This is a genomic window from Flavobacterium sp. HBTb2-11-1 (assembly GCF_009826975.1).
Lineage (GTDB): Bacteria > Bacteroidota > Bacteroidia > Flavobacteriales > Flavobacteriaceae > Flavobacterium.
This window is the reverse complement of record NZ_WUMO01000001.1, coordinates 608,730-627,110: the sequence shown is the minus strand read 5'-3', so window position 1 is coordinate 627,110 and position 18,381 is coordinate 608,730. Positions and strand designations below refer to the sequence as shown.

Below are 18,381 nucleotides of genomic sequence, written 5' to 3'. Positions count from 1 at the left end.
ACATAGTTTTTACAACCGCTAAAAGGCATTTTATTTGCATTAATACACATAGCAAACTATGTGTTTTTTGATTTTCTATTTTGGATAAAGTAATAGCTATGTTTCTATGCGTTTATTTTTTTTTATTACACTCAAAGGTTTGTTAATTGTACACCCTTACGTAATCAATTTCATAAGTGGCACTTTTGAAATTTGGATCTACGGCTCCTCCGAAATTTCCTCCCATTGCTAAATTTAAAATCACAAAGAATTTTTGATTGAATGGTGTTGTACTTGAGTTTTTATAAGTGTAAAATAAATTATCATCTACATAAAATTTGATGCTTTCGGCACTCCATTCGGCTGCATAAATGTGAAACTCAGTTGTCGAATTTGGAACTGTTGTTGTTTTGGTATCTGGCGTATTTCCTGAACGTCCTGGAGAATGCAGTGAAGAATGAATTACGTTTGGATTGTTTCCAACTGATTCTAAAATGTCTATTTCTCCGCATGCTGGCCAGCCCACAGTACCAATATTGTCTCCTAACAGCCAAAAAGCTGGCCAAGTCCCGCCTCCAGCTGGTAATTTTGCGCGAACTTCTGCTCTTCCGTATTTAAAAGAAAATTTACCTTTTGTCAGCATTCTTGTCGAAGTGTATTGGCTTCCTTGATAATTTTCTTTGATTGCTGTAATCTTTAAAAGTCCATTTTCAATTTTTACATTCTCAGATCTATCAGTATAATATTCTAATTCGTTATTTCCCCAGCCATTGCCAGTTCCCAAATCGTAACCCCATTTTGAAGAATTAGGAGCTCCATCTGTATTAAATTCGTCTGCCCAGATTATTTTTCTAGCCACAAAAACATTTACAGATGTTGAAGTGCTTATATATTTTGTTCCATTATATGCAGACACAATTATAGGGTAACTTGCGTTTCCCGACGCTGTAAATTCATAAGTTAAATCTCCTGTTGTGGTTTCTTTAAGCTCATTATTTATCAATACTTTATACAATTGTGCATTTGTTGCATTGAAAGTTAGCTTTACTTTTCCGCTTCCATCTCCATTTTGATTTTCTGCTGTTTTCCCTACCACATCAATCTGAACAGAAAGATTGGCTGGTACAGCACTTTCAGGAGAGTCTCCAGTTGTATCATTGTTGCTGCTGCAAGACTGAAATACAAATAATAGGATTAAAGTAAATACTGCTGCTCTATTGGCAAGATTGATTATTTTCATCTTTTTATTATTTAAATGGTTTAGTCAATAAATTGAATATCAAGATAAATATTATTTCTTCTACTTTTTGTTTTTTTTTAATAACGAAAAATTTCAGGCTAGAAAACGAGTTCAAAAAAAAATTGAAATAGTTTTGTCTTTATTTCCAAGTATAGGTTCCAACCGATCCTGCTTCAAGTGAAGTTGTTACCCATTTTCCGTTAAATTTAATATTGAAAGTTTCTGTTGCAGAACCATCATTTTCAACAATCAGTACTTTAGAACCTGAAGGCGTAATAAAAGCCACATTTTGCAAGCTTCCGCCAGAATTGCTTTCAATTCTAGTAGATCCCATTGGAACAAATTTTGAAGCATGTGCAATAATATAATATGCCACGTTTCGCTCAAAACTATCGCCAGAAGTTATAGTTATAGCACCTTTGCACATGTTACAGCCACCATCTGTATGAGGACCAAAACTTGCATTATTTGCTAGATTCCACTCTAATGCATTTTTACTGTAATTTCTCATTGAGCCGATAATTACATTTCGAAGATGCCATTTTAAATCGCCTCCAAATTGTCCATCAGAAGAAGTCCATTGCTCTGTAAAATATACGTTTTTAGTTGGATAAGAATTGTACACATTGGTTAAAGCACTGATATCACCTGCATATAAATGAAAAGCTGATCCATCTACAAATGGAAATGCATCTGCATCTGCTAAAATGGTTTTTGGATAATTTGGATTATCGCAATTGTGATCGTAAGCAATGATTTTCACGTTTAGATTTGCTGTTTTAAAAGCCGGCCCTAAACTGTTTTTTATAAAATTGGCCTGATCTGTAGCAGACATATACATACTCGGGTTGTTTCCGTCATGCAAAGGTTCGTTTTGAGGAGTTACAGCATCGATTGTAATTCCTTCTGCTTTCATCTGCTGAATGTATTTTACAAAATATTTAGCATAAACATTATAATATTCTGCTTTCAACTTTCCACCTTTAAAACTAGCAACATCTTTCATCCAAATAGGCGCAGACCATGGCGTTGCCAAAATTAAAATTTTCGGATTAATGGCCAGAATTTCTTTTAGCATGGCAATTAGATTTTTATCTTTTTCTAAACTGAATTTATCCAGATTTAAATCTGTTTCTCCAGCTGCAAGATCATTATAAGTAAAAGGCGTTGCATTTAAATCTGAAGCTCCAATACTGATTCTGATATAACTTACTCCAATTGAGTTTTCTCCATTCCCGAATAATTCTTGTAAAAGAGCAGTTCTTTTTGTTGCGTTTAATTGGTTTATAACGTCTACACTTCCTCCTGTCAAAGTATATCCAAAACCATCAACGGTCTGATATTTTTGAGCTGCGTTCACTTCAATATTAGCATAAGCATTTGCCGTTGTGCCAAATCCTAATTTTACTGTTTGTTTCTCTAACAATGCACTTTGATTTCCTTTTGTCAACCAGAAATCAACATCATTTGCAACTACTACTGGAGGTGTTACTGGTGGATCTACAGGCGGATTTTCTACAGGATCACTTGACGAAGAGCATTTTACCTGAGCCATTACGGCTGCCATGAAGAAAAACGCTTTTATAATATTCTTTAAATTAAATTTCATTTTTTGTGGTTTTTAGTTAGTCTGACAATTAGTATACAATAGTCTGTATAGCATGTGCCGGAATGGTAATTGTGGTTTTTTCCGTTTGATTTTCTAAAGAATAAACAATCTCTTTTCCAGATTGATTCATTACAATCGTAATCAATTGTCCGTCAGAATTTTTAAAAGAAGTACTCAATAAAGATTTATCGCTTATGGTTTCAAGCACTCTTTTTGCGTTTGGTCTAATGAATTTTGAGAAATGCCCAATATAATAATACATTGGAGTATAAATTAATTCATCTTTTGTTGTATCAGCATGGATTGGCGCAAAACAGAAATTCCCAACATGATTTGGGCCTCCGTTCTGGTCCAATAGAATATTCCAGTCTGTCCAACCAACTGTTCCGTTATTAAAATCATGAATCATATTGATTCCGTAACGTTCTGCATTTCCCCAGAATTGATATTTTGAAGCATCAAATTTTTCGTTACATCCTTCTGTAAAAAGCAGATTTTTGTTTGGAAATGCTTCATGAACTTTTGCTACCGATTCAAATTGAGGCGGACCTCCATTCCAAGTTTCATACCAGTGAAATCCAATTCCCCATGCGTATTTAGAAACTTCAGGATCTGAGAAAACAAGATTGGCTCTTTTAGTTAGCATGTCTCCGCGGTTATGATCCCAGATAATGACATTTTTAGAAGCAAGCCCTTCTTTTTCTAAAGTTGGACCAAGATGATTTTTAAGAAAATCTCTCTCTGCTTCTGGAGTATAGATGCAAGATTCCCATCTTTGTTTGGCCATTGGTTCGTTTTGAACTGTCATTCCCCAGATTGGAATTCCCTCCTTTTCGTATTCTTTTATGAATTTGGCATAATACAGTGCCCAAGCAGATGCAAATTCAGGCAATAAAACGCCGCCGTGCAAAATATCATTATTGTCTTTCATGAAAGCTGGGGGACTCCATGGGCTAACAAATAAAGTTAGTTTCCCGCCGGCTGTTTCAATTGCTTTTTTGATTAAAGGAATTCTATATTTTCGATCGTGATCTATATTAAAAGTCTTTAAGTCTTTATCTCCTTCAGAAACATAAGTATAGCTATCACTGCTGAAATCACAGCTGTGAATGTTTGTTCTTGCCAAAGAATATCCGATACCTTTATTTTTATCGTAATAAGCATTTAAGAATTCCTGCTGTTTTTTTGGAGATAATTTTGCAAAGACTTCCGCGCTTGCATCTGTAATTGCTCCTCCGATTCCGAGGAAGGTTTGATCTGTTTTTTCAGTATTTACTCGAATAGATACTGTTGATGTCTTTTGTTGTTGAGTGTTATTTTTTGAAATCAAATCATTTGATAATGACAATTTCAAGTTGGTATTTTCAGCAGTAGTATAAACCTTTATTTTATTATTTTTTTGAGCTGTTATTTTTGAAGTAAAACAGCTTAATTGCATTAATACAAAGGCTGATAGAAATATTTGAGAGGTAACTTTCATGTTGCTTAAATAATCGTTTTAAAATTAAAAGCAAGAGAAGACTAAAATGGATGATTCAAATTAGTCCTCTACATTACTTTACTACAAAATATTAATAAACAAGTGTTTGTATAGCGTGCGGCGGAATCTTTACTTCTGCCTTTTTATCTCCAATAATCAAATTGTAGATAAGGTCGTTTGCAGATTGGTTCATAACAATAGTTGCCATTGTTCCGTCAGCATTTAAAAAAGAGGTGCTCAATAGAGCGCTTTTGCTAACTGCAGTACTTACTCGAGTAGCATTTAGACGGATAAACTTTGAAAAGTGTCCGATATAATAATAAGATGGCGTATAGATTAATTCTCCAGTTGTAGTGTCTGCATGTATCGGGGCGAAACAGAAATTACCAACATGATTTGGACCACCATTTTGATCTAAAAGAATATTCCAGTCTGTCCAAGCCACCGTCCCGTTATTGAAATCATGAATCATATTAATTCCATAACGTTCTGCATTGCCCCAGAATTGATATTTCGATGCATCAAATTTTTCGATACAGCCTTCAGTAAACATCAGTTTTTTATCAGGATAAGCTTCATTTACTTTTCCAACATTATCAAACATCGGTGCTCCGCCAGACCAAGTTTCGTACCAGTGAAATCCCATTCCCCAAACATATTTTGATGCTTCAGGGTCTGAGTAAATTACGTTAGCACGATAATTCATCAAATCACGGTTATGATCCCAAACAATGATTTTTTTATTTCCAAGATTCTCTTTTTTCAAAGTTGGTCCAAGATAATTTTTGATAAAATCTCTTTCGGCTTCAGCTGTGTAAATACAAGATTCCCAAGTCTGTACAGCCATTGGCTCATTTTGCGTCGAAGTTCCCCAGATTGGAATTCCTTCTTTTTCGTAGGCCTTAATAAATTTCACATAAAAGTTGGCCCAAGTCTGATAGTATTCAGGAAGTAGAGTACCGCCTTTTAATACATTTTTATTGCTTTTCATAAAGGCATTTGGCGACCAAGGCGCAGCGTAGGTTATCAATTTTCCACCTGCTTTCTGTATAGCTTGTTTTATTAAAGGAATACGAAATTGCTTGTCGTGATCAATAGAAAAAGTCTTCAGCTCTTTGTCTCCTTCTTCGATATAAGAATAACTTCCACTGCTAAAATCAGAACTTTGAATTGTTGTTCTTAGCAAAGAATAGCCGATTCCCTTTTGTTTATCGTAGTAAGCATCTAAGAATTCTGCTTGTTTTTCTTTTGGAAGTTTCGCAAATATTTCGGCACTCGCATCTGTAATAGCTCCACCGATTCCCATAAAAGTCTGAAACTTTTTAGATGGTTCTACAAAAACAGAAGTTTCAGTTTCTAGAGGCTGTTTTGCAGCAGAAAAAGTCAAATTATCTGTAGTAGTTAATCGTAACTTTGAGTTCTCTGCAGTAGTATAAACGGTTATTTTTTTGCCGTTGGCTGTAAATTCTTTTTTTGTTTTTGGCTGTTGTGCAAATGCTGCTACTGCAAACAAAAGACATAAAATTTTTAGGCTATTTTTTTTCATTCGCTCCCAATTATTTTTTTTAAATTGAAGTTTAGAAGAAATCAAAATAGAGTTCTACCTATGAAGGATTTAAAAAATAGCCCATACTCATAATGATTATGGGCTATTTACAACCAAACTTAAACTTAAACTTAACTTAACTTTTTATTTTCCTCGGAATTCAATTTTTGAAACTGTAATTCCGTCTTTAGTGAAAGTATTACCGCCAGAGCGAATCAATAAATAGATTTTTCCGCTTTCACTGAACTTCACAACATTTGAAACTGTACCTGTTGCATCGTTTTTCACACATCCAATTCCAGACAATCTACCTGAAAATTTATCTTTTGCGCAACCATCCCATGTACTTAATCCCATTACTTTATTGTCTTTATATTCTACTCCTGGTTGAGGTACCGATTTACCAGCATAAACTTCAAACCAAGTTTCATCAGAACCGCTTGGACAAGAAACAGTCATATCAATAGTATATTCTCTATCTTTAACAACCTCAATAGCTTGATAAATACCTTCTTGAGCCCATCCCCCTGGCGAATGAATTGTAGCGCTATTATTAGCAAAAGACCAAAAAGCTGCACCTGATGGACTTAATTGTGCACTAGTCCATTTAGCTTGATCTGTGGCTGTAGCAAAAGTTCCACCTTGTACCAAGTTTCCTTTCGCTGGATCTGTTTGTGCTACTACAATCTGTTGAGAAGAACTTGCCATTGCTGCTCCTGCACCAACAGCTGTATGTGTAACGGTATAGGTTCCCGCATCAGGTAAAGAAATCACTTGATTCATTTTTCCATTAAAAGCACCATCTCCAAGGTCCCATTTTGAAAAAATAACTCCTTTCGGCTGAGCAGTTAGCAAATAAGTATTCATAGCGCCAGCAACTGGTGTTATAGTAAAGGAAGCATCAACATTTGTTGCTACAAGAGGATTCTCATTAACATCTTCAGTACAGCTATTTAATGTTCCTAATGCTAAAACTAACATTAGGTATACACTTTTTCTGAAATATATATTTAGGTTCATTTCTTTTTGTTTTGGTTAATTGGTAAATAACTACTATTGGTAATTAGGATTTTGTTTCAATTTAGTACCGTTAAGTTCTGTGTACGGAATTGGGAAAATCTCATCTGTTCCGGCATCAAAACCTCTGTCAGATAATGCTGCTGCTGCATCTCCCCATCTTACTAAATCGAAAAATCTATGTCCTTCACCTGCTAGTTCCATTCTTCTTTCATGCTTAATAGCCGCTAATGTTACAGGCACTGAAGGCAATCCAGCTCTTTCTCTTACTGCATCTAGTAATGCTTGTGCTCTTGGTCCAGATCCTAAAGCTTCTGCTTCCATTAGATAAGTATCTGCAAGTCTGATTACATAAGAGTTTTGTTTGTAGTTCAATTCTGAGTTACCTCCTCCAGTACTAACATCTGACTGTCTTGGAAGATATTTGTTCAAGAAATATCCTGTATCTTGATAAGCTGGAATATAATCTGCTTTTCCTGCTGCTTTTAACGCTTTTAAATCAAGAATTGTAGCCGCTAAACGTGGATCACCTTGCATTGCATCATACAATTTTTGAGTCGCAACGTTGAAAGCCCATCCTGAAGGAAGATTTGGTGCATCAGAACCTGTTGGTCTAGAATAACCTCTAGGTCCAACCATAATGTTTAATGAGTTTCCTTCATCTCTACCAGATCCCCAGAATGACCAATCAGAGTTACCTGCGCTACTGTGAGATACTTCGATTAATGACTCTGCATTAAATTTGTTAGATGTTACCCATAAATCGCTAAAATTATCCAGTAATTTATTACCATATTGGTTTGTCTCGCCTGGTGTACCATTTACTTCTGCCAATACAGCTGCTGCCTGAGGTTTTTTACCTTCAAATAGGTACACTTTTCCTAAAAGCGCCTGAGCAGCTCCTTTATTAAATCTTCCAGCTTCTGTGTCCTTAATTACATTATTTGGTAAAACTGCAATCGCCTCTGTTAAATCTTTCTCTATCTGAGCATAAATTACTTCTGGTGCAACTTGCTCAGGAGTGTAGATTGTTTCTGTACTTAATGGTTCTAAAACTAGTGCAATGTTTTTGAACATTCTTACTAGGTTAAAATAGTAAAGCGCACGTAATGTTTTAGCTTCGGCAGCAAATCTGTTTCTAACCGCATCATTCATTGAAGCTGCAGGCAATTTAGACAACAAAATATTTGCTCTAGAAATACCTTGATAGTGATCATTCCAGTAACTACCTGGGATGGTAATTGACGAAAGTGAGTGTGTAGAGAAATTCTGGATTCCAGTTCCATCTGTAGAACTACCTCCACCAGCATAGAAATCATCAGAACCAGCATTTAACATGGCCACCATGTTTTCAAAACCTCCAGTATTTTTTCTCATTGGATCATACACACCAATTAAAGCAGCGTAACATTGCTGTTCATTAGAAAAATATGTATCTGTATCAAATTTTCCTTGTGGATTAATGGTAACAAAATCTTCAGAACAAGATCCTAGGACTGCCATTGCCACAGCTATATATATATATTTAAATTTTATCGTTTTCATGATTCTTTAATTTTTAAAATTGAACGTTAGCTCCAAACAGAATAGATCTTGCTTGCGGATAAACTCCTTTATCTACACCATAAACCTGACCTCCAATTTCTGGATCAAATCCAGTGTATTTTGTAAAAGTGATTAAGTTCTCTCCTGTTAAGTAAAAACGAACTTTATCAGCTCCAATTTTAGATGATAAATTGGTTGGCATTGTATACCCAAGAGTTACCACTTTCAAACGTAGATAATTTCCATTTTCAAGATAAAAATCAGACATGTTGGTGTAGTTTTTATTCGGGTCATTATTTGTCAATCTTGGGTAATCGTTTGAAGTTCCTTCTCCAACCCAACGCTCTAAAGCTTTAGTTTGATAGTTTGCATTCAACACATCCAATCTTCTTAAACCTTGGAAAATTTTGCTTCCCGCAGATCCTTGAGTAAATGCCATAAAGTCAAAGTTTTTGTAATCCAAGTTTACTGTAAAACCAAAAGTATATTTAGGCAAGTTTGTTCCTAAGAATTGTTTATCATCATCAGTAATTTTTCCATCACCATTAGAATCTACCCAACGGAAATCTCCAGGTCTAGCATTTGGCTGGATTAAACCTCCTGAAGCATTTTTATATGCTGCAACTTCAGCTTCGTTTTGGAAAATACCCGCAGTTTTAAAACCATAAAATTCGTTAAACGAGTGACCAACTTGTGTTCTTGTTACTGGCCCCATAGATTGGAAAGAAGCATCTCCAACAATGAAATTTGTAGATGATCCTACATATGTAATTTCGTTTTTCAAATACGCAAGGTTTGCGTTAACTCCTAAATTGAATTCTCCAAGTCTTTTCTTGTATCCTAATTCAACCTCAATACCGCTGTTATCCATATCAGCAATATTTGCAGATGGTGCATCAACGACCCCAACATATCCTGGAATTACGATGTTTCTTAAGATTCCTTTTGTTGTTTTTTTGTAGTAATCAAGAGTAAGAGAAAAATCATTAAATAATTTTGCATCTAAACCAACTGTCGTCTGAGATGTTTCTTCCCATCCTAAGTTTGCATTTGGAAGAGTAGAGTTTCCGTAGCCTGTAGTAATGCCTCCTGAAGTTCCTACAGCATAGTTATAACCTCCAACAACTGTTGCTCTATATTTGAAGTCATCAATATTATCGTTACCTACGACTCCATAACCTCCACGTAGTTTTAAAGTATTAACTACGTTATTTTCTTTCCAGAAACCTTCTTTTGAAACCACCCATCCTAAAGAGAATGAAGGGAAAACTCCCCATTTTTTGTTTTCGCCAAAACGAGTTGATCCATCACGACGAACAATACCTGTGAAAAGATATTTTTCCATGTAATCGTAATTAGCACGTAAGAACAATGACGATAATTTGTGCTCTGTAAAATCGCTCGCTCTATTAACTCTATCCGTTTGCGGGATATCAAAGTTAAATGATGCATCTTTATAACTTGTAATTGGCAATCCGAACATTGTTACTCCAATAGAACCCCCAATATTTTCAACATACGCACCTTGCCCAGCTAACACACTTACATTGTGATCTCCAAATTTGTTAGCATAGCTTAAAGTATTCTCCAGTGTCCACGCTAAAGATTTGTTATTATTTTGGCTGTAGTTATTTCTATCAGCTTTCATGTTTGGGTTTAAGAAGAATACTGGAGTAAACATTTGATCTCCCCAATAAGCTAACTTACCACCAAGTGTAGTTCTAAATTTTAAGTGGCTTGTAATGTTAGCCTCTAAATAAGCATTTCCAACAAAATCATCTGACCAGCTGTATCCTCCTAATCTTGTTTGAATATATCCAAGAGGGTTTGTCATCTCTTGTTGTACTAAAGAAGATATTCCGTAAGGATTACCATTTGCATCTCTAACTACATTTGGATTAGTATAGAACCCTGAATTTGCTACAGCAGGATCGGTAACCACTAGCGGAGTCAATGGATCTAAGTTGATTGCAGAGCTTAAAGGTCCACCAAACTCACTGTTTGTATTACCAATACCTTTTGTCTTTTGGTGTGTGTATCCAAAAGTCTGTCCAAAAGTAAAGTAATCAGAAATTTTGTGTGTAGAGTTTAATCTGAAGTTTTTCTTTGTATAGTTAGAAATATCTGTAGTAACGATACCTTCTTGATCTTGGATTCCGAAAGAAGCATAGAAAGTAGATTTTTCTCCCCCACCGCTAATACTTAATTCATGTGTATATCTGAAAGCAGAATCGTTAAAGATTGCATCTTGCCAATTTGTACCTTTTCCAAATGCCGAAGGGTTTGCATATTTAATAGCGCCTCCGTCATTCAAAGATTTCTCATTCATTAAAGTTGCATACTGAGTCGCATTCAACATATCTAATTTTTTAGCTGGAGCTGATATACCAGCAAAACCATTATAGTTTACAGAAATTTTTCCTGATTTACCTTTTTTAGTAGTAACTAGGATAACCCCCGTCGCAGCACGAGTTCCGTAAATGGCAGCAGAAGCAGCATCCTTAAGAACCTCGATAGATTCGATATCACTTTGATTGATAAAACCAATAGCATTTGCATCTACAGCGATACCATCAACAACCCATAATGGATCATTTCCACCTTCTCTAAATGTAGTGATACCTCTTACTCGAACTTTCGAGTTTGCACCCGGCTGTCCAGAAGTAGCGGCAACAGAAACCCCTGCTACTCTACCTTGTAAAGTCTGTTCAACTCTTCCGTTAGGTACTTTTTCAAGATCAGCTGCTTTTACACTAGAAATTGCTCCAGTTACAACAGATTTCTTTTGAGTACCATATCCAACAACGACAACCTCATTTAAAGTTTGCGATTCTGGTTTTAATTGAACTGTAATTTTTGTTCTTCCGTTTATAGCTTCAGTTACTGTAGCATAACCAATAAACGTAATTGTTAATGATCCGTTTGAAGGCGCCTGAATCTGGAATTTTCCGTCAAAGTCCGACGCAGTAGATTTTGTAGTACCTTTTAATAAAATTGTTGCACCTGGAACCGGCATACCATTTTCATCATTAATTATTCCATTTACTGTGACATCCTGAGCCACAGCTATAACCGAGAATAACAAAGATGAAATACAAAAAACAAGTAGTTTTGTTAATTTCATTTTTCTAAAAATTTTGGTTAATTAATTAGTAATTTGATGCAATACTAAAACTAAATTTTCACTTTTCACATCTTAAAGTCACTACAAAAACACATCAAATTGAAAAAAATAATATTATAAAAACACATCAAAAAAAGCATAATAAATTGATTATTAAATTATTAAAAAAACAAAAAATAGTACTAAAGAAAAGTTAATTTTAAAAAATAACACTACACTATATTTCTGTCTGAAAAGTTTATTAAAAATTACTAAAACTACAACGTGATAGTAGTACTAAATAATACATAAACAACTATACTAAAGATAATTACAATAACATTAAGCTCAATTTTAACAAAAATCAAAAAATAGAGAATATCATATTTTTACCCTACTTTTTTTACATTATTGACAATATTTATTATAGAAAGAAAAATCTTATTTTTGATAAATTAATAGGAAATAATTTACTTTTTAAGCGATTTGTAAATAAAAATTTGAAAAAAAATCACTTCAAAAAATGAATAAAAAAGATGTTTTTTAGTGAAAATAATGAAGGGATGGCCTTTTCTATAATATTCCAAAATTTTAAGATCTCTCAGAACATTGATAAACTTATAAAACAAGAGATGAAACAATTTATAATAATCATTCAAGAGAGATAGCAAAATGATCCTGCTTACTTCCCAAATTCTTTAGTATTGCTCTACACGAAAAGAATATAGAATTGTATCAGAATACAGTGCAGAAATTGAATTAGAGAAAAGATTTTACCTCTTTACATTCCTTCTTTACATTCCTTCTTTACATTCCTTCTTTACATTCCTTCTTTACATTCCTTCTTTACAGGCATATTTCACAGTTATTTAACAATTCCAACTAGAACAAAAAAAATAGCCCATAATCGAAATTATGGGCTACCCAGGCAATAAACTTAACTTAAACTAACCATAGTTTAAATCTTAAAATATGCTCGCATATCATGTAACGAAGCATAAATTGTTTGAAATTCGAAAAAGGAATCTTTTAGTCTTCCTTTTTCGAAATAACTAACACAAAATATTATTATTCGGGTTTGAAAACAAATGTCCAGCCTGTTCCATATGTTTCACTATTACTTAAATAAAGAATCATTTTATCTTCTTCAAGTGTAACGATAGTATATACTCCATCAGCATTTCCAGCTGCATAACCTAACATTTTTGAATTTATGATAGTCAATTGTTTATTTTTAATATCTAGTTTAAAGTTTCCTTTTGTTGGCGTAGCGCTTGCTGTTTCATAATGATTATAATTGGCCGCTCCATTTAAATCAAAATGCATTTTTCCTAATGCATCACTTGGAGGGCAGCAATCTCCAGCATTCCACCAGAAGGTCATAGCACTTTCAGCACTTCCATTTGGAGACATAAACCACCAAAGTTTACCCGATCCTTGCGTGCCATCAAAAACCCAAGTTTTGCCAGCAGCTGTATTAGTTCCAACTAAATCATACCAATCCTGATCCAAAGGAGTATCCAACTTATCAATCTGAACGTCAATAGTTTTAGTAAAAAACTCAGCGCCTAGAGTACCTACATAAGTAAATGTGGCTTTCCCTGGAATAGGATAAACGAATGTTACTTCATTTGTTAGTGCTTTATCTAAGCCATAATCCCAATATCCTGTAATACCTGGACTTGTCATATTAAGCGTGATCTTATTTCCTCCTGGCGTACTTTGAGTAGCTACTAATTTAACTCCGGCAACATCAGTAGAATTCGTTAAATGCTGTTCATCAACTATTGGATCGCATGCTGAAAAAGTCAACGTAAAAAGAGCCAAAAGGAGATATAATATTTTATTTATTTTCATATTTATCTATATTAAGATTGTTAAATTTTACCACCCTGGATTTTGCGTATAGACTCCATTTGATAGTCTAAGTTCTGTTTCAGGCATAGAAACCAAACCTTTAGTCTCTGGTCTATATTTTACGCTGTAATTTGCGGCAGTTCCTGAGTTTCTAACTGGAATAACGCTGTTATATGCGTCATTAACATCTCCCCAGCGAATTAAATCAAACCAGTGCAATCCTTCGAAAGCAAATTCATGCAAACGTTCTGCTTTAATATTATCAAGAGAATAACCAACTGGATCTAATTTTGCTCTCGCTCTAACAGCATTTAAGCCTCCTGCTGTTTTAGTAATCTCAGAATGCATTAATAATACATCGGCATAACGCATATAGATAAAATCCTGAGCATGCATTAATTGCATATCGGTATTAGACCAGTTATACAATTGAACAAACATTCCGACCGTAGATCCTGTCGCATTAGGATATTGTAGAGAAATATATTTTTTATTAAAATATCCTGTTTCATGATCTCCTTTGTCAGGTGCATAACCAGCTGTTCCTTGGTCTGCTTTACCAACTTCAAGTATAGAACCTCTTTTTCTTACGTCACGTTCTTCCCAATTACTATATAAACTTGGATTTACTGTACACCAACCCCATCCTTCTCCAAAAGGAACTAATGAGTTACCACGTAATGCAGAAAACAGACATAATCTATTAGTATAAATATTACCATTTGTCCAAGACCAATCTCCAAAAGAGAAACGCTGAACAAACATTGTCTCATAATTTCCAGTCCCAAATGTTGGACTAGCACCGTCTTGTCCTACCCATGACAGACCTTCTGCTGCAGCCCATGGTAAAACATTGTTTCCAGAAGCTTTATTAACATAAGAATAAGGCCAAAGATTTCTAAAATCAGAAACAAGAGCGTGACCACTATTAGTCATACAGTCGGTTAAATAACTTGCTACTTGTGTTGCATTTAAAGATCCTCCTTCTGCCAAAGGCAATTCCTCAGTAGTTTGCTTCTCAATATTAGTCATATAACCTGTATAAAATAAAAACACACGTGCTATATAAGCTTCTGCAACCCATTTATTAGCATGACCATATCTAGATGTTGGAATATTGGGAAAAGGAGTTGCCGGCATTGTTTCGATTGCCTTTTTTAAATCTGACGCAATCTGTGCAAATGTTTCAGTATAAGTATTTCTTGGCCCGTCTTTTTTCCCATCAATACTTGTTATTAATGGAACTCCACCAAAAAATTTAGCCAATCTGAAGTAGAAAAACGCTCTCATGAAATAAGCTTCACCAATTGCTTGTTGCTTAAATTGCTCAGCCTCGGCAGGAGTATTAAAATAAGTCTTAAAGTCTGCTGCAGGTGTTTTTTCTATAATTGCATTTGTTCGAGCTATACCTCTATACGATTGAACCCACAAATCTAAATAGGTATCATCTACAGGGTCTTCAAAATTATCAACCCATTTAGCAGTTTTATCATCAGGACCACCTCCTCCTAGCATCATATTATCCATCAGGTTAGCCGCAATCTGCTCTTCACTATGCACATTATTGGTATAAATAGCGTTGTAAACTCCAGCAGTTGCTTCTTCAATATCTTGAGGTGTCTTATAAAAATTCTCTAAACTCTTTTCTGTTAAATTATCAGTGTCAAGATAATCATCACAGCTTGTTACCATAAATACAGCCGAAATTGCTACTAAATATTTTATTTTTTTCATTGTAATTGTATTTATATTAAAAATCAGCACTTATACCAAACATCACCGTTCTAGCTTGTGGATACAAACCTAAATCAATTCCTGAAGCCCATGGAGCATTTGTGTTATCTCCTGACCAACGAACTTCTGGATCCATACCATCATATTTAGTAAATGTATATAGGTTGTTTACTGCAACATAAAATTTAAGATTAGTGATAAACTTGAAATCTTTTAATATTTCATTGAAGTTATAACCTACCGTTAAGTTATTTATTCTTAAATAATCTGCATTTTGCATGTAGATATCCGATAAAAACTGTGTATTTCTATTTGAAGTTGAACTTAATCTAGGCATTTTAGTAGATGTGCCTTCTCCATGCCAACGATCAAAAACATCAGAAGTATAATTCTGAGCAGGACTATCTGCAAAAGATCTGTATGACTGCATAACCTGCATACCAAATTTACCAGCCATAGTAGTATTCACATAAACATTTTTATATTCAAAATTTAATTGAATCCCCAATTCAAAATCAGGATTTGGATTTCCTAAGTAACCTTTGTCTTTTTCATCAATAACACCATCATTATTTTGGTCAACAAAACGAACATCTCCAGGACGTTGATCGCTAAAGTAAGGCTGTCCATTTGGACCTACGTATTCGTCAACTTCTTTTTGATTCTGTAAAATGCCCGCAGTCTTAAAACCATAGAAATACCCTAATGGCAGTCCTACTTGTCCTCTTGAAATCTCCCCAGTTCCTTGCGATAATACGTTAGAAGGACCATGTAATATTCCGTCAGCATTTGCAATTTTAGTAACTTTGTTTTTATTGAAAGCCCCACTTACAGTAGCTCCATATTTAAAGCCTCCAACTTTATCACTCCAATTTACAGAAAACTCAAAACCTTTGTTTTCGATATCTCCTCCATTAATATACGCTGGCGCTGCTCCATCCGTTCCTCTTCCTGCTGCTAAAACCAGCCAGTCTTTAGTTGTTTTATTATACCAATCAAGAGTTACGTTCAATCTTGAATCGAACATACTCGCGTCAAGACCAAAATCTAATTGCTCTGATGTCTCCCAAGTTAAATTAGGGTTCGTAACTCTAGCTGGGTAAGCCGTTGTTCCTGAAACTGGCTTTGTATCTCCGAAGAAGTATCCTGGAAAAACATAAGCGATATTTGAAGAATAATAAAAATTAGGAATATCTTGGTTACCGTTTTGCCCCCAGCTTCCTCTTAATTTTAATGAATTTAGCCACTTAGAAGAGCTTTCCATAAAATCTTCTTTTGTAATTACCCAACCTGCAGAAAAAGAAGGAAAATATCCCCATCTTTTTCCTTCAGCGAAGTTAGAAGAGCCATCGGCACGTATTGTAGCTGAAAGAAGGTATTTTTCTTTATAATCATATTGTGCTCTAGCAAAATACGACATAATACCACCCCCTCCAGCTGAAGTATCCATTCCATTAGTTGAAAGATCATTAATTGTTTTTGGAGCTGTATTGTTTAAGTACGCATATTTTGGATCTTCTCCAAATGTTAAATTGTTTCGTGAACCACTAACATTGTTATTCACCAAATATTGAATTAACTCAGTTCCTGCAACAGCAGATATATTATGATTTCCAAATTGCTTTTTATATGAAACCGTATTTGTCCAAGTTGAGTTTGCTCCAATGTACGAATATTGAGATGCTCCATTGTTTAACTTTGAATAAAGTACCCCCAACCCATATGATGGGCTCATAGATCTACCATACCCAAACCATGAATCAATTCCATAAACTGTTTTAAATTTCAGATCCTTAATCGGTTCGATTTCTAAAAATGCATTCCCAGTAATTCTATTATCTTTTGGATAATTATAATTACTTCTGTAATACATCACTGCTAAAGGATTTGTTTGCCCAGTAGAAATTCCTTCTAAAGTTGGAGTAAATCCGAATTTGTCAATATTTCTATCAATAGAAGTCTGCCAATAAGCTGGTTGCAAAGGATTTGCAGTTAATGCATTATGCAAATCATTACCATAGATATTACCATTAGAAACTCCTCTGTTCTCAGAATTAGTATAAGTAACATTTTCTCCTATTGTAATAATGCTGTGGCTTTCATTCTTTTTTAAGACCATTTGAGTATTTAATCTAGCAGTCAGCCTTTTAAAACCAGCATCTACAAGATTTCCTCCTATAATACCGTCTTGATCAAAATAAGAAACTCCAAATGCATAAGTTATGTCTTCACTACCACCAGTAATATTAAGAGAATGATTCATAATAGGAGCGTCTTTTTTACTCATTTCATTAATCCAGTTTGTTCCTGTCCATCCGTTTTGCAACATTTGCCAAACGTCATTACCCAATTGGGTATCAGCACCAGGGTATTGAGTCCTTAACCAAGAATTATTACTTAAAACAGTTTTCCAATCTTGACGAGGCATTCCGTCATTTACCCTTCCTTCATCCATAATATACATGTACTCTTGCGCATTCAAAGGATCTAAATTTTTATAAATATTCTGGATACCATAGTAACTATCGTAGCTAATTCTCGCCGCTCTTCCTTTTTTTCCTTTTACCGTTGTCACTAATACAACACCGTTAGCTGCTCTAGATCCGTAGATAGCTGCTGAAGCCGCATCTTTTAGCACATCAATAGATTCTATATCTGAAGGGCTCAAATAATCAATATTACCAACAGAAATACCATCAACGATATACAAAGGATTTGAATTTCCATTTGTACCCAATCCACGGATAGTCACTTTAGTACCAGCACCAGGCGAGCCATTTGTTCTTGTAATACTGATACCGGGAGCTATACCTTGAAGTGCTTCCATCGCAGATCCTGTATTTAGCTCCTTAATCGTTTCTCCTTTAAGATTTGTTGAAGCACCAGTAATCAGACCTTTTTTCTGAGTACCATAACCTACTACAACAACCTCGTTCAGGTTTTGAGATGTTGCTGTAAGAAGCACATTAATCTTTGTCCTTCCATTAACAGCCTCATTTAGTGTCTTAAAACCAACGAAACTAATTGTCAAAGTTCCATTAGAGGGAGCACTAATCTGAAATTTCCCATCAAAGTCAGATGCAGTTGCTTTATTGGTTCCCTTTACTAAAACCGTCGCACCTGGGACGGGTAATCCACTATCGTCATTAATGATTCCATTTATCGTCACATCCTGAGCAAATGCGACAACAGAAAACAGCAAAGACGAAACACAAAAAATAAATAATTTTGTTAATTTCATTTTTCTAAAAATTTTGGTTAATTAATTAGT

General features: G+C 34.8%; 10 protein-coding genes. All 10 read right to left on the bottom strand.

The genetic code is table 11. The annotated features are described in order from the left end of the window. Nucleotides 1–142: 142 nt before the first annotated feature. A complete protein-coding gene (locus GR162_RS02735) occupies nucleotides 143–1,219 on the bottom strand; it encodes a glycoside hydrolase family 16 protein (RefSeq protein WP_160780895.1) in 1,077 nt (358 codons plus the stop codon). A 139-nt stretch (nucleotides 1,220–1,358) separates the two neighbouring features. After that, nucleotides 1,359–2,828 (bottom strand): glycoside hydrolase family 30 beta sandwich domain-containing protein, encoded by a 1,470-nt coding sequence (locus GR162_RS02730; protein WP_160780894.1) that lies wholly within the window; start codon nucleotides 2,826–2,828, stop codon nucleotides 1,359–1,361. Between the two features lie 28 nt (nucleotides 2,829–2,856). Continuing rightward, nucleotides 2,857–4,308, bottom strand: a complete 1,452-nt coding sequence (locus GR162_RS02725; RefSeq protein WP_160780893.1) for a glycoside hydrolase family 30 beta sandwich domain-containing protein — start codon at nucleotides 4,306–4,308, stop codon at nucleotides 2,857–2,859. A gap of 91 nt (nucleotides 4,309–4,399) precedes the next feature. After that, nucleotides 4,400–5,854, bottom strand: a complete 1,455-nt coding sequence (locus tag GR162_RS02720; protein WP_160780892.1) for a glycoside hydrolase family 30 beta sandwich domain-containing protein — start codon at nucleotides 5,852–5,854, stop codon at nucleotides 4,400–4,402. Between the two features lie 144 nt (nucleotides 5,855–5,998). Beyond that, on the bottom strand, nucleotides 5,999–6,874 hold the full coding sequence (locus tag GR162_RS02715) for a hypothetical protein (RefSeq protein WP_160780891.1): 876 nt from the start codon (nucleotides 6,872–6,874) through the stop codon (nucleotides 5,999–6,001). Between the two features lie 33 nt (nucleotides 6,875–6,907). Continuing rightward, complete coding sequence (locus GR162_RS02710) at nucleotides 6,908–8,416, bottom strand: RagB/SusD family nutrient uptake outer membrane protein (RefSeq protein WP_160780890.1); 1,509 nt, start codon at nucleotides 8,414–8,416, stop codon at nucleotides 6,908–6,910. Nucleotides 8,417–8,429: 13 nt separating this feature from the next. Then, entirely contained in the window at nucleotides 8,430–11,540 is a 3,111-nt protein-coding gene (locus GR162_RS02705) for a TonB-dependent receptor (RefSeq protein ID WP_160780889.1), read from the bottom strand. 1,047 nt (nucleotides 11,541–12,587) lie between these two features. Next, nucleotides 12,588–13,376, bottom strand: a complete 789-nt coding sequence (locus GR162_RS02700) for a hypothetical protein (RefSeq protein WP_160780888.1) — start codon at nucleotides 13,374–13,376, stop codon at nucleotides 12,588–12,590. A gap of 27 nt (nucleotides 13,377–13,403) precedes the next feature. Continuing rightward, nucleotides 13,404–15,110, bottom strand: coding sequence for a RagB/SusD family nutrient uptake outer membrane protein (locus tag GR162_RS02695; protein ID WP_160780887.1), 1,707 nt, complete (start codon nucleotides 15,108–15,110; stop codon nucleotides 13,404–13,406). A 16-nt stretch (nucleotides 15,111–15,126) separates the two neighbouring features. Then, complete coding sequence (locus tag GR162_RS02690; RefSeq protein ID WP_160780886.1) at nucleotides 15,127–18,351, bottom strand: TonB-dependent receptor; 3,225 nt, start codon at nucleotides 18,349–18,351, stop codon at nucleotides 15,127–15,129. Nucleotides 18,352–18,381 lie beyond the last annotated feature (30 nt).

What these genes read in the sequence shown, in the direction of transcription:
- GR162_RS02730 (WP_160780894.1), bottom strand. Translation starts at nt 2,828, where the DNA reads ATGAAATTTAATTTAAAGAATATTATAAAAGCGTTTTTCTTCATGGCA.
- GR162_RS02720 (WP_160780892.1), bottom strand. Translation starts at nt 5,854, where the DNA reads ATGAAAAAAAATAGCCTAAAAATTTTATGTCTTTTGTTTGCAGTAGCA.
- GR162_RS02705 (WP_160780889.1), bottom strand. Translation starts at nt 11,540, where the DNA reads ATGAAATTAACAAAACTACTTGTTTTTTGTATTTCATCTTTGTTATTC.
- GR162_RS02690 (WP_160780886.1), bottom strand. Translation starts at nt 18,351, where the DNA reads ATGAAATTAACAAAATTATTTATTTTTTGTGTTTCGTCTTTGCTGTTT.
- GR162_RS02710 (WP_160780890.1), bottom strand. Translation starts at nt 8,416, where the DNA reads ATGAAAACGATAAAATTTAAATATATATATATAGCTGTGGCAATGGCA.
- GR162_RS02725 (WP_160780893.1), bottom strand. Translation starts at nt 4,308, where the DNA reads ATGAAAGTTACCTCTCAAATATTTCTATCAGCCTTTGTATTAATGCAA.
- GR162_RS02700 (WP_160780888.1), bottom strand. Translation starts at nt 13,376, where the DNA reads ATGAAAATAAATAAAATATTATATCTCCTTTTGGCTCTTTTTACGTTG.
- GR162_RS02735 (WP_160780895.1), bottom strand. Translation starts at nt 1,219, where the DNA reads ATGAAAATAATCAATCTTGCCAATAGAGCAGCAGTATTTACTTTAATC.
- GR162_RS02715 (WP_160780891.1), bottom strand. Translation starts at nt 6,874, where the DNA reads ATGAACCTAAATATATATTTCAGAAAAAGTGTATACCTAATGTTAGTT.
- GR162_RS02695 (WP_160780887.1), bottom strand. Translation starts at nt 15,110, where the DNA reads ATGAAAAAAATAAAATATTTAGTAGCAATTTCGGCTGTATTTATGGTA.